A 12738-nucleotide genomic window follows, 5' to 3' on the forward strand; every position below is an offset into this window, starting at 1 on the left:
CCCAGGAGACCTCACATGCCTGACTTCTCTGGCTTGCCGCTGGTGATCGAATCCAGCGATCTGCTTGGCCGCCTTGATGCCGAACACCTGATTGTCGTGGACCTCACCAGTGACGCCCGCTACGCCGCAGGGCATATCCCCGGCGCGCATTTCGTTGACCCCAAGCGCACCCAACTGGGCCAGCCCCCGGCACCCGGCCTGTTGCCCAGCCAAGCCGACCTGGAAAAACTGTTCGGCGAACTGGGCCACACCCCGGACGCGACCTACGTGGTCTATGACGACGAAGGCGGCGGCTGGGGCGGGCGCTTTATCTGGATGCTCGACGTGATCGGCCATCAGAAATACCACTACCTCGACGGCGGCCTGCTGGCATGGCTCGAGGAAAAGCTCCCCCTCTCCACCAAAGCCCCCGCCCCCGTCGCCGGCCCGGTCAGCCTCACGCTGCACGATGGCCCCACCGCCACCCGCGAATACCTGCAAAGCCGTCTCGGCGCCGCCGACCTGGGCATCTGGGACGCCCGCGGCCCGCTGGAATACTCCGGTGAAAAAGTGCTCGCGGCCAAGGGCGGTCACATCCCCGGCGCGGTGAATTTCGAATGGACCGCCGGCATGGACAAGGCGCGCAACCTGCGTATCCGCCGTGACATGCCGCAGATACTCGAAGACCTCGGGCTGACCCGCGATAAAGAAATCATCACCCACTGCCAGACTCACCACCGCTCTGGCTTCACCTACCTGGTGGCCAAGGCGCTCGGCTATCCGCGAGTCAAAGGTTATGCCGGTTCCTGGGGCGAATGGGGCAACCACCCCGACACCCCCGTTGAGATTTAAGGTTTAAGGACAGTTATGAAAAAGCAGTTGTTTATCCTCAGCCAGTACTTGCTGCCGCACCACTTGCTCTCACGCTTGGCCGGCTGCGTTGCCGAGTGCCGCGTGCGCTGGTTCAAGAACGCCTTCACCGCCTGGTTCGCCAAGCGCTATCAGGTGGACATGTCCCAGGCCCTGGTGGAAGACCTGACCGCCTATGAGCATTTCAACGCCTTCTTCACCCGCGCCTTGAAAGACGACGCCCGCCCGCTGGACCCGACCCCAGGCGCGGTACTCAGCCCGGCCGACGGCGCCGTCAGCCAGGTAGGCCCGATCGAGCATGGCCGCATCTTCCAGGCCAAGGGCCACAGCTTCAGCGTGCTGGAATTGCTCGGTGGCGATGCGGCGCTGGCTGCACCGTTCATGGGTGGCGACTTCGCCACTATTTATCTGTCGCCGAAGGACTACCACCGGGTGCACATGCCACTGGCCGGTACCTTGCGCGAGATGGTGTACGTGCCCGGGCGGATTTTCTCGGTCAACCAGACCACCGCCGAAAACGTGCCGGAGCTGTTTGCGCGCAACGAACGGGCGGTCTGCCTGTTCGACACCGAACGCGGCCCGATGGCGGTGGTGTTGGTGGGTGCGATGATCGTGGCGTCGATTGAAACTGTGTGGGCAGGCCTGGTGACTCCGCCTAAGCGTGAGCTGAAAACCTTCCACTACGACGAAGCTGCCCGCGCGCCGATTCACCTGGAAAAGGGTGCGGAGATGGGTCGCTTCAAGCTGGGCTCGACCGCCATCGTGCTGTTCGGGCCAGACCAGGTGAAATGGACCGAAGCGTTGTTGGCAGGTTCGCCAGTACAGATGGGCCAGGCTATCGCACTGCCTAAAGCCTGATCTGAAAACTGCAAAGATCAAATGTGGGAGGGGGCTTGCTCCCGATGGCGGTATTCCAGTCAGAGATGTATAGACTGTTCCACCGCCATCGGGAGCAAGCCCCCTCCCACATTTTTGACCGCATTTCGTCAGTTAGAGCTGACCGTCGCGGTCGCGCAAGCCCAGCAGGTACAGCACGCCATCCAGCCCCAAGGTCGAGATCGCCTGCTTGGCCGATTGCTTGACCAACGGCTTTGCACGGAACGCCACACCCAGCCCGGCAATCGCCAGCATCGGCAGGTCGTTGGCGCCATCGCCGACCGCAATGGTCTGCTCCAGCCGCAAGCCTTCCTTGTGGGCCAGTTCCTTGAGCAGATCCGCCTTGCGCTGCGCATCGACAATCGGCTCGACGGCCACGCCGGTCACCTTGCCATCCACTACTTCCAGCTCGTTGGCAAATACATAGTCAATGCCCAACTTCGCCTGCAACTGCTTGGCGAAGTAGGTGAAGCCGCCCGACAGGATGGCGGTCTTGTAGCCCAGGCGCTTGAGTTCGGCGAACAGAACCTCGGCGCCCTCGGTCAGGCGCAGTGACGCGCCGATGGAGTCCAGCACACTCACGTCCAGGCCCTTGAGCAACGCAAGACGCTCCTTGAAGCTGGCCCGGAAATCCAGTTCACCCGCCATCGCCCGCTCGGTAATCGCGGACACTTGCTCGCCCACACCGGCCGCCTTGGCCAACTCGTCGATGACCTCGGCTTCGATCAGGGTGGAATCCATGTCGAACACCGCCAGGCGACGGTTGCGACGGAACAGCGAATCCTCCTGGAAGGCGATATCGACGTTCAGCTCCTGGGCGACGCTGAGGAATTCGGCACGTAGCGCTTGCGCATCCGCCGGTTCGCCGCGCACGGAGAACTCGATGCAGCCCTTGCCCTTGTCGGCAGGAGTGTCCAATGGCATACGACCCGACAGACGGTCGATATGGTCGATATTCAAACCGTATTGCGCAGTAATGGAGCTGACGCGTTGCAACTGCTCGGCCGTGACCTTGCGCGTCAACAGGGTGACGATATGGCGCTTTTTGCCCTGGCCTTGCACCCAGTGCTGGTAGTCCGCTTCGGACACCGGGGTGAAACGCACCTGTTGATCCAGCTTATAGGCCGTAAACAGGATGTCCTTGAGTACCGAAGAGGCCTGCTCGGTGCTGGGAATTTCCACCAGGATGCCGAACGACAGGGTGTCGTGGATCACCGCCTGGCCGATGTCGAGAATGTTCACACCACCCTGGGCCAGGACGCCGGTAATGGCCGCAGTGAGACCCGGTCGGTCAAGACCTGTGATGTTGATCAGGACAATTTCGCGCAAAGCGCACCCCCAGGCTGGAAAAAAACCGCATTCTACCCACTTTCAGTGACCATCGGGCACAGCCAACGCTTTGCCGGCCATGGGCCTGTCGCTATACTGCGCGTCAACTTCACGGACCAAGAGCCGAGCGCAAGTGAACCGGCCCACGCCAGTAAAAACCGATAACTTCTTCCTGCTGATCTTCCGGGCACTGCGCCACCGCCGTGTACCGATCGCATTACGCATCGCCAGCCATAACGTGATCCTGGTCGCTTTGGCCCTGGTGATCTATGCCTGCGTGATGGGTTTGCAGTTCAAGCAGGCCATGCATGAGCAAGCCGATGCCCTGGGCGAGAGCCTGACGACCCAGACCGCCACGTCGGCGACTGAGTTGCTGGTGTCCAACGACATCCTCAGCCTCAACGTGCTGCTCAATAACCTGACCAAGAACCCGCTGGTGGCCCATGCCGCTATCTACAGCGTGGACAACCGGATTATGGCCGAGGCCGGGCAGCGCCCGAAGAACGGCCTGTTGGGTGAAGCCGAGGGCCTGTACCAGAGCAATATCACCTTTCAGGATGTGAAGGCCGGCCAACTGCGTATCAGCCTTGATATGCAGCAGTTCCAGCAACCGATGACCATCAGCCTGCAGAGCATGGGTATCTTGAGTGCGATCCTGCTGGCTCTGGCCTTGGCCTTGAGCTTGCGCCTCGGGCGGCATATCTCCACGCCGCTGATGCAACTGCGCATCTGGCTGCGGGATATCGACGAACACACCCCGGCCACTGATCGCCAGGACGAAATCGGCGACCTCGCACGCCAGCTTCACGCCAGCTTTGCACCGGAACCTAAAGTGCCGGAAGTCGAACCTGAGCCAGAGCACGACGACACCGACGACTACAACGACGAGCCTGAGTTTGAAGTACGCGACCTGCGCGACCCGGGCTTCGACGAAAGCGCGCCGGTAGCCGGCCTGAAGCCAGCGCCGCGCCATGTGATAAAGGCCGAAGAAGACGAGCTGGACGACGAAGATCCGTTCGCCGACCTGCGCGATACCTCGGCCGTAGCCCCAACTGCTGCGCCGAAGCCGGTTGCGGTGGAAAGGAACACCGAGCCGCAGCACAGCGCCGTACTCGCCGTTCAACTGGGTGCGCAGGAGCAATTGCGGCGCCTGCCGCGTGCGCGCCTGACCGAGCTGCTCGAACGCTACCGCGACTGCCTCGACCAGGCCGCCTCGCTCTACCAGAGCGAACTGCACACCCTGAACGATGGCAGCACACTGATGCTGTTCCATAGTGAAGACAGCGGCGAAGACTACCTGACCAATGCAATCTGCTGTGGCGAGCTGTTGCGCGCCCTGGGCCACGCCCTGCAGATCGAAGTGGCCGACAGCGGCATCACCCTGCAACTGCAGCTGGGCTTGACGGTAGGCGATGACCTGTTTGGCATGAGCCAGATCGACCTGCTGCTGACCGAAATCGCCCAGGACGCCCTGGCGTTGTCCCAACACAGCCGTAACCTGCTGCTGGTGGAGCGCAAGATCAGTGAAGACACGCTGATCCGCCAACGCGCCCGTATTCGCCCGATTGCCAGCCCTGAAGGGGCAAGCTGCGTGGAGCGGTTGATGGAGCCGTATCCGTCGATGCTCGAGCGCCAGTTGGCGCGGATGCATGAGACCCGCAAACCCTGAGGCTAAGGCTTTTTGTAGGAGCGAGCTTGCTCGCGAAAAACTCACAGACGCCGCGCTTATTCAGAAAACACGCGTTATCGTTGACGCTTTTCGCGAGCAAGCTCGCTCCTACAGAACAGCCCAACAAAAAGGCCCGCTTATTTAGCGGGCCTTTTTGTTTGTCTGCGATGCAGGTCAGAACCTGAATACTTCCAGATCGGTACGAATCGGCGTCGCCATCGGCATCTTCGGCTTTTCCGGGGCGGCAGGCTTAGGCTGGGAAGCCTGTTTGCGAGGTGTCTCGGCAGCGACCGGCGGCTGATTGGCCAGTGGCTTGAGCGCCACCGACAACTGCTGTGCCAAGTGCTGCAACAGCACACCCTGGGCCTGGACCTGAGAGGCGGTGGTGCCGGCATGCTCTTCCTGCAGATGTACGATGCGGTTATCCCGCACCTGCCCACGACGGTCTATCAGGCGCCACTGTGCATCCAGGATTGCAGGTTGCGACTTGCCGGAGTCAAGCCGCGTGATCGTCAACAGCACCTGCACATCCGGAGTAAACCCGGATGGCCCTGGTGCCAGCACTACGCGCTGGCTGTCCAGTTGGCCGGCCACCTGGCGCAACATCAGTTGATTGATATCGGACGACAGGCTGCCCGCCCAACGACCATCGGTGGAACCTTGCAGGCTGCCGTCGTTCTGACGTTGTAGCAGGGTTTCACGTTGCAGGTAATCGGCAACGACTACCGGGCCAAGCAATACCGCCATGCCCGCTGTCTGGGCTGGCTGAGCCGGACTTCCGCTGTCCAGCTGGTACAGCGACACTGGCTGGTGCGTGCTGCAACCCGCCAGCCCCAAAAGGCCAGCGAGCATCAAAAATAGAGGAAGGCGTGGAGCAGTCATCATCCCATCCAGGTGGCTGCCACAAGGCGAACCACAATGTAATACTAAAAATAACCTGACACGCTCGGCCACGCCGGCGCTGGAAAGGCCATATCATCCGTGAATATGCGCCATGACTCCAGCGCGAAAGCGTCGATCTACGCGTTAAATCGTAGATCGAGGCCTCTAGTACAGCTTAAACAGGCGTTTCCACCAGCAAGGCGTCCACTCGCTGGAAGCCGCGAGGCAGTTTATTACCACGCCGCCCGCGTTCGCCCTTGTAGTGTTCCAGGTCGTCAGGGCGCAATGACAACGTGCGCTTGCCAGCCTGGAGCACCAGGGTAGAGCCTTCCGGGACCACCGCGATGTCGGTCACGTACTCTTCGCGACTGGCCACCCGGTCGCCGGGAATCCCGATAATCTTGTTGCCCTTGCCTTTGCCCAGCTGCGGCAAATCGCTGATCTTGAACACCAGCAAACGCCCCTCGGTGGTCACCGAGGCCAGCCAATTGCTCTCACGATCATCCACCGGCCTTGGCAAGATCACCTTGGCGTTGTTCGGCAGGCTCAACAGCGCCTTGCCCGCCTTGTTCTTGGCCTGCAGGTCTTCGCCCTTGACCACGAAACCGTAACCGGCGTCGGAGGCGATGACGTACAGCGCATCATCGTCCGGCAGCAGCACGCACTCGAAATTTGCCCCCGGTGGTGGCGTGAGACGCCCGGTCAACGGCTCGCCCTGCCCTCGTGCAGATGGCAGGGTGTGGGCCGGCACCGAATAACTGCGCCCGGTCGAGTCGATAAACACCGCGAACTGGTTGGAACGCCCGGCCGCAGCGGTCTTGAAGCCATCACCAGCTTTGTACGAAAGGCCGGTGGCGTCAATATCATGCCCTTTGGCGGAACGAACCCAACCCTTTTCCGACAGAACGACGGTAATTTTCTCGTTAGGCAACAGCTCGGTTTCTGTCAGCGCCTTCGCTTCAGCACGCTCAACGATAGGCGAACGACGGTCATCGCCGTAGGTTTCGGCGTCTTTGATCAGCTCACTGCGCACCAACTTCTTGAGCTTGGCTTCGCTGCCCAGCAGCGCCTGCAGCTTGGCTTGCTCCTTGAGCAGCGCGTCTTGCTCGTCGCGCAGCTTCATTTCTTCCAGGCGTGCCAACTGGCGCAAGCGGGTGTCGAGGATGTAGTCAGCCTGGATTTCGCTCAGCTCGAAACGCGCGATCAGCTCGGCCTTCGGGTGCTCGGCGGTACGGATGATATGGATCACTTCATCCAGGTTGAGGTAGGCAATCAGCAAACCGTCCAACAGGTGCAGACGGCGCTCAACCTTGTCGAGGCGAAATTGCAGGCGGCGGCGCACAGTCTGTACGCGGAACTCCAGCCACTCCACCAGCAGATTGCGCAGGTTCTTCAACTGCGGCTTGCCGTCCAGGCCGATGATATTGACGTTGACCCGGTAGCTGGACTCCAGGTCGGTGCTGGCAAACAAATGCTGCATCAACACTTCATGATCCACCCGGCTATTGGTCGGGATGATCACGATGCGGCACGGGTTCTCATGGTCAGACTCGTCACGCAGATCGGTCACTTGGGGCAGTTTCGATGGCTTGGCCTGCATCAATGCGGCGATCTGCTCCAGCACCTTGGCACCGGACACCTGGTGCGGCAGCGCGGTGACAATGATGTCGCCGTCTTCGATGTGGTACACGGCGCGCATGCGCACCGAGCCCTTGCCGGTTTCGTACATCTTCAACAGGTCGGCACGGGGCGTGATGATTTCCGCTTCGGTCGGGTAATCCGGGCCCTGGATATGCTCGCAAAGCTGCTCGACCGTAGCCTTGGGCTCATCCAGCAAGCGCACGCAGGCAGTGGCGACTTCGCGCAGGTTGTGCGGCGGTACGTCGGTGGCCATGCCGACCGCGATACCCGTGGTGCCATTGAGCAGGATATTCGGCAAACGTGCCGGCAATACCAAAGGTTCGTCGAGGGTTCCGTCAAAGTTCGGGCCCCAGTTCGCAGTGCCCTGGCCCAATTCGCTGAGCAGTACTTCGGAGTAACGCGACAACCGCGCCTCGGTATAACGCATGGCAGCGAAGGACTTGGGATCATCCGGCGCCCCCCAGTTGCCCTGGCCGTCCACCAGGGTGTAGCGGTAGCTGAACGGCTGGGCCATCAGCACCATGGCCTCATAGCACGCCGAATCGCCGTGGGGGTGGAACTTACCGAGCACGTCACCGACGGTACGCGCCGACTTCTTGTGCTTGGAATCGGCGTCCAGGCCCAACTCACTCATGGCATAGATGATGCGCCGTTGCACGGGCTTCAGGCCGTCGCCGATATGCGGCAAGGCACGGTCCATGATCACGTACATGGAGTAGTTGAGGTAGGCATTTTCGGTGAAGTCAGCCAGCGACCGGCGTTCTACGCCATCTAAGCTGTCTGCGAGGATGTCACTCATGCGGGCCTCATCATTGTTGGGTAACGCGCAGCGGGACTGCCGCTGCGCCGGGTCATTTGAAAAAACTGCGGGCTCATGGCTGGGCGCTCCAGCCACCGTCGGGGGCGGCGAAACGATAGACCATGGGGCGTTTTTCACCATCGGCGCGGGGGCCAAAATTATTGTCGATACCGATCCACGCGCCGTCGGCATCCACCACCAGGGCTTCGGCCAGTCCATAAGCCTGTGCATAACGTCGCGGCGGCGTGAGCATCTGGTCGGCAAACGACCAGCACAGCTCGACCTTGGCCGTGAGCGTATCGCGCCGGCAAATCTGGAACGCATTGCGCTCCAGGGTAAACAGCTTGCCGTTGAACAGCGCCAGGTCGGCAAAGTCCTTGGATACCGCCTTGGCGTTGGTGAACTGCGCCGGCTGCACTTCCTGGCCGGCCTCACTCAACAACACACAGGCGCCGTCGCAATCCCATACGCTCTGGCCACGCTTGATCGAGATCAAGCCACGGCGTTCACGCTCGGCGGCCAGCCAGATCTGATTGCCTTCGGGGTTTACCGCCAGGCCTTCGAACAAGGCATTGAAGTGCAGCAACATGCCACTGGCCCGGGCTTCGCGCACCATGCCGGGGGCAATTTTCAACCATTCGGGCGCGCCAGTCGCCGGGACCTGCAACACCGCCGCATGGGCTTCGCTGACAATGTAGCGATTACCCACGGCATCACAGCTGATGCCTTCAAAATCCAGGTCACCGCCGCGAATGAACGAAGCAGCCTTGGTGCGCGAACGCAACCCCCAAGGCAGACCGGACTCGGGCACGGGCGGCACATCGATCTGCACCGCTTCGGCGTTCCAGGTAGGCGCGCCGGTATCCAGCCGGTAGATCTGATCGTCATCCCGATCAGAAACCGTCCACAGTTCCTTGCCACACAACGCCAGGCCCGAAAGGTTACCGCCGCGCATGCCGTCCACCGGGTGCTCGGACACCAGCTTGAGCTCCGCCACGGGCGCGGCAACCACCTGGGTGGCCGCCAGCCCGCTCAACATCAGGATTGCCAGGGCGAAGCCTGTGCGCATCAGCCCAGAACCTCGGCCAGGTTGCCTTTGGATTCCAGCCAGGCCTTGCGATCCGGCGCACGCTTCTTCGCCAGCAGCATGTCCATCATTTCCGACGTGCCGGCGAAGTCTTCCAGGGTCAACTGCACCAGGCGCCGGGTGTTCGGGTCCATGGTGGTTTCGCGCAGTTGGGGCGGGTTCATCTCACCCAGGCCCTTGAATCGCGTGACCTGAGGCTTACCGCGTTTCTTCTCGGCCACCAGGCGATCAAGGATGCCATCGCGCTCAGCTTCGTCCAGAGCGTAGAAAATCTCCTTGCCCAGGTCGATGCGATACAGCGGCGGCATGGCGACGTAGACGTGACCGGCATCCACCAACGGGCGGAAATGCTGCACGAACAACGCGCACAGCAAGGTGGCGATGTGCAGGCCGTCGGAGTCGGCGTCGGCGAGGATACAGATCTTGCCGTAGCGCAGCTGGCTCATGTCCGCCGCACCTGGGTCGACCCCGATGGCCACGGCGATGTTATGCACTTCCTGACTGGCCAGCACTTCGCTGCCGTCGACTTCCCAGGTGTTGAGGATCTTGCCGCGCAGCGGCAGGATCGCCTGGAACTCCTTGTCCCGCGCTTGCTTGGCGGAACCGCCGGCGGAATCACCTTCGACCAGGAACAGCTCGGAGCGCATCGGGTCCTGCCCGGCGCAATCGGCCAGCTTGCCCGGCAATGCCGGGCCTTGGGTGATGCGCTTGCGCTCAACCTTTTTGCTGGCCTTCAAGCGCCGACCGGCGTTGTTGATCGCCAATTCGGCCAGGGCCAGGCCCAGCTCCGGGTGCTCGTTGAGCCACAGGCTGAAAGCGTCCTTGACCACACCGGAGACAAACGCTGCCGCTTCACGGGACGACAGGCGCTCCTTGGTCTGGCCGGAAAATTGCGGCTCCTGCATCTTCATCGACAGCACGAACGCGATGCGCTCCCATACGTCTTCCGGCGCCAGCTTCACACCACGCGGCAACAGGCTGCGGTATTCGCAGAATTCGCGCATGGCGTCCAGCAAGCCCTGGCGCAAACCGTTGACATGGGTGCCGCCCTGGGCGGTGGGGATCAGGTTGACGTAGCTTTCCTGTACGCTGTCGCCACCTTCGGGCAACCACAGCAACGCCCAGTCGACGGCCTCCTTATTACCGGCCAGGCTGCCGCAGAACGGCTCGTTGGGCAGGCGTTCGAAGTCGCTGACAGAGTCTTCGAGATACGAGCGCAGGCCGTCTTCGTAGTGCCACTCGACCTTCTCGCCGGTGCCCTTGTCTTCAAAGCTGACCAATAGACCCGGGCACAACACAGCCTTGGCCTTGAGCACATGCTTGAGGCGGCTGATGGAGAATTTCGGCGAATCGAAGTATTTCGGGTCCGGGGCGAAGTACACGCTGGTGCCGGTGTTGCGCTTGCCAACGGTGCCAACCACTTCCAGCTCGGTGGCTTTATAGCCATCGGCGAAGGTCATCTGGTACTCGTTGCCGTCGCGCTTGACCTTGACCCGCACTTGCGTCGACAGGGCGTTGACCACCGAAATACCCACACCGTGCAAACCACCGGAGAACTGGTAGTTCTTGTTGGAGAACTTGCCGCCGGCGTGCAGTTTGGTGAGGATCAGCTCGACGCCCGACACGCCCTCTTCCGGGTGAATGTCCACCGGCATGCCGCGACCATCGTCGGACACTTCAAGGGAGTGGTCGGCATGAAGGATGACTTGCACCGACTTCGCGTGCCCGGCCAAGGCTTCGTCGACGCTGTTGTCGATGACTTCCTGGGCAAGGTGGTTCGGCCGACTGGTGTCGGTGTACATACCGGGACGTTTGCGCACCGGGTCGAGGCCCGAGAGGACTTCGATGGCGTCGGCGTTATAAGAGCTAGCGCTGGGAGTGGCCATGGGGTCTCGTCGTGAGTCGTTCGATTAAAAAGTGACCTGCGATTTTCTACAGTGACGAAAAATCGAAGGATTGATACTGATCTGCGCCAATGCCGGCAAAGCTCAACAGTGCCGGCAATTGCTCGGCGAACCCCTGGTAACCATGGTCGCCACCGGCCTGGATGCGCAAGGCACAGGCCCGGTAATACTGCTGGGCGAGGCGATAGTCCAGGGTTTCATCCCCGGTCTGCAACCACACCTGATAACGCGCGGCATCCTGGGGTGCCGGTACTTCAAGTTCGGCCAGCGCCGCGACATGATCGTGGGTCAACTCCCAGGTCTCATCGGTGTAGAGGTTCTTCTGGGTGCCCAGGTAGCCGTCGAACATCCGATGGGGGCTGACCGCCGGGTTGACCAGCAGCGCCTTGAGGCCATGGCGTTCGGCAAGATGGGTTGCATAGTAGCCGCCGAGTGAGCTGCCGACCAGCAGCGGCCGTCCCAGTTGGTCAATGGCCTGCTCCAATTGCGGAATAGCCTGACGCGGGTGGTGATGCAGAGCCGGCACACGCAGTTGCTCGGCCAGACCGAGGGCGCCCATCACGGTAATCAGCTGACTGGCCTTGTTGGAGGCCGGGGCACTGTTGAAACCGTGGATATACAGGATCGAAGCGGACATGCCGGGCTCTCCGTGCTTGGGCCAAAGAGGCGCAGTTTACAGGGATCGGAGTGAGGTGTGAGCACCCGATCTTCCAGACACCGCAGAACCCATGTGGGAGGGGGCTTGGTCCCGATGGCGGTGTGTCAGCCCCAATAGCTGTGACTGACCCACCGCCATCGGGAGCAAGCCCCCTCCCACATTTGATCAGTGTTTGCAGGTCTTAATAGCCGTTGCTGCCGTAGTCGACGGTAAACGCGAAGTCCCGAAGCCGCTCCACCCCAGTTTCCAACCGTCCGTCGGCATGCAAGCGCAGCCAGCGATACCCCGGCGCTTGCTCGCTGACCTGGAAGTCCTCGCTGCCCGGCGCGAACTGGATACAGGTGGACGGCGACGCCAGCAACCGCAGCCCGTTGCGCTCGCGGTCGATCTCCTGGTGCACATGCCCCCAGAGCAGCGCCCGCGCTTGCGGGAAGCGGTCAAGCACAGCAAACAGCGCCTCGGGATTGCGCAGGCCGATAGGCTCCATCCACGCACAACCGATGGGCACCGGATGATGGTGCAAGCACACCAGGTGGTGGCGGCTCGGCGCTTCGCTCAGGGCCTGAGCGAGCAGCTGCAGTTGCTGGTCCTGCAAGTAGCCCGGCACCGAACCAGGTACGGCAGAGTCCAGCAGGGTAATGCGCCAATTGCCGATATCCACCACCGGCTCGAGCAAATCACTGTGCACGGCCGCCAGGGCCATGACCTGCGGTTCGTCGTGGTTGCCCGGGATCCAGCGCGCCGGGGCGCCAATCGGCCGGGTCATGTCACGAAACTGCTGGTATGACTCGAGCGTGCCATCCTGGGACAAGTCGCCGGTGGCCAGCACCAGATCGATCCGCGGCTGTTGCTCGCACACCAGTTCGATCACCCGCTGCAAGCTGGCACGGGTATTCATGCCCAGCAGGGCAGTGTCCGCCTCGGCGAACAAATGGCTGTCGGACAGTTGCACCAACAACGCGCTGGCATCGGGGTTCACGTTGGATACGCTCGACAAGGCGCTCTCCCAAGGCAATCACTGGAATGGATAGGTGGCGCGATTAT

General features: G+C 61.7%; 10 protein-coding genes. 3 read left to right on the forward strand and 7 right to left on the reverse strand.

The annotated features are described in order from the left end of the window. Nucleotides 1–15: 15 nt before the first annotated feature. Complete coding sequence (locus ASD70_RS18480; protein WP_056847108.1) at nucleotides 16–831, forward strand: rhodanese-like domain-containing protein; 816 nt, start codon at nucleotides 16–18, stop codon at nucleotides 829–831. Between the two features lie 15 nt (nucleotides 832–846). Then, complete coding sequence (gene asd / locus ASD70_RS18485; RefSeq protein ID WP_056847109.1) at nucleotides 847–1707, forward strand: archaetidylserine decarboxylase; 861 nt, start codon at nucleotides 847–849, stop codon at nucleotides 1705–1707. A 132-nt stretch (nucleotides 1708–1839) separates the two neighbouring features. On the opposite strand, the gene serB is transcribed toward asd, so the two are convergent. Continuing rightward, nucleotides 1840–3054 carry a phosphoserine phosphatase SerB gene (serB, locus tag ASD70_RS18490; RefSeq protein WP_056847110.1) on the reverse strand — a complete coding sequence of 405 codons (1215 nt, stop codon included), beginning with the start codon at nucleotides 3052–3054 and terminating at the stop codon, nucleotides 1840–1842. A 133-nt stretch (nucleotides 3055–3187) separates the two neighbouring features. On the opposite strand from serB, the gene ASD70_RS18495 reads away from it, so the two are divergent. Continuing rightward, nucleotides 3188–4723, forward strand: a complete 1536-nt coding sequence (locus ASD70_RS18495; RefSeq protein ID WP_056847111.1) for an AhpA/YtjB family protein — start codon at nucleotides 3188–3190, stop codon at nucleotides 4721–4723. A 174-nt stretch (nucleotides 4724–4897) separates the two neighbouring features. Here the strand turns inward: ASD70_RS18495 and ASD70_RS18500 are convergent, their stop codons facing one another. The 6 genes from ASD70_RS18500 to cpdA form a co-directional block, all read right to left on the reverse strand. Then, nucleotides 4898–5608, reverse strand: coding sequence for a PqiC family protein (locus ASD70_RS18500; RefSeq protein ID WP_043047900.1), 711 nt, complete (start codon nucleotides 5606–5608; stop codon nucleotides 4898–4900). Nucleotides 5609–5780: 172 nt separating this feature from the next. Continuing rightward, on the reverse strand, nucleotides 5781–8045 hold the full coding sequence (gene parC / locus ASD70_RS18505) for a DNA topoisomerase IV subunit A (protein WP_046070631.1): 2265 nt from the start codon (nucleotides 8043–8045) through the stop codon (nucleotides 5781–5783). 73 nt (nucleotides 8046–8118) lie between these two features. Continuing rightward, nucleotides 8119–9114, reverse strand: coding sequence for an esterase-like activity of phytase family protein (locus tag ASD70_RS18510; RefSeq protein WP_046070630.1), 996 nt, complete (start codon nucleotides 9112–9114; stop codon nucleotides 8119–8121). Further along, nucleotides 9114–11018 carry a DNA topoisomerase IV subunit B gene (parE, locus tag ASD70_RS18515; RefSeq protein ID WP_046070629.1) on the reverse strand — a complete coding sequence of 635 codons (1905 nt, stop codon included), beginning with the start codon at nucleotides 11016–11018 and terminating at the stop codon, nucleotides 9114–9116. The genes ASD70_RS18510 and parE overlap by 1 nt, the downstream gene beginning before the upstream one ends. Nucleotides 11019–11064: 46 nt before the next feature. Further along, the gene (locus tag ASD70_RS18520; protein ID WP_043047904.1) at nucleotides 11065–11673 is read right to left on the reverse strand and encodes a YqiA/YcfP family alpha/beta fold hydrolase; all 609 of its coding nucleotides are present in this window, start codon (nucleotides 11671–11673) and stop codon (nucleotides 11065–11067) included. A 202-nt stretch (nucleotides 11674–11875) separates the two neighbouring features. Then, nucleotides 11876–12691 carry a 3',5'-cyclic-AMP phosphodiesterase gene (gene cpdA, locus ASD70_RS18525; protein WP_046070628.1) on the reverse strand — a complete coding sequence of 272 codons (816 nt, stop codon included), beginning with the start codon at nucleotides 12689–12691 and terminating at the stop codon, nucleotides 11876–11878. Between the last annotated feature and the right edge of the window lie 47 nt (nucleotides 12692–12738).

Origin of the sequence: Pseudomonas sp. Root569 (assembly GCF_001427465.1) — a bacterium.
GTDB lineage: Bacteria > Pseudomonadota > Gammaproteobacteria > Pseudomonadales > Pseudomonadaceae > Aquipseudomonas > Aquipseudomonas synxantha.

What these genes read in the sequence shown, in the direction of transcription:
- ASD70_RS18480 (WP_056847108.1), top strand. Translation starts at nt 16, where the DNA reads ATGCCTGACTTCTCTGGCTTGCCGCTGGTGATCGAATCCAGCGATCTG.
- asd (WP_056847109.1), top strand. Translation starts at nt 847, where the DNA reads ATGAAAAAGCAGTTGTTTATCCTCAGCCAGTACTTGCTGCCGCACCAC.
- ASD70_RS18500 (WP_043047900.1), bottom strand. Translation starts at nt 5,608, where the DNA reads ATGATGACTGCTCCACGCCTTCCTCTATTTTTGATGCTCGCTGGCCTT.
- parC (WP_046070631.1), bottom strand. Translation starts at nt 8,045, where the DNA reads ATGAGTGACATCCTCGCAGACAGCTTAGATGGCGTAGAACGCCGGTCG.
- ASD70_RS18510 (WP_046070630.1), bottom strand. Translation starts at nt 9,114, where the DNA reads ATGCGCACAGGCTTCGCCCTGGCAATCCTGATGTTGAGCGGGCTGGCG.
- parE (WP_046070629.1), bottom strand. Translation starts at nt 11,018, where the DNA reads ATGGCCACTCCCAGCGCTAGCTCTTATAACGCCGACGCCATCGAAGTC.
- ASD70_RS18520 (WP_043047904.1), bottom strand. Translation starts at nt 11,673, where the DNA reads ATGTCCGCTTCGATCCTGTATATCCACGGTTTCAACAGTGCCCCGGCC.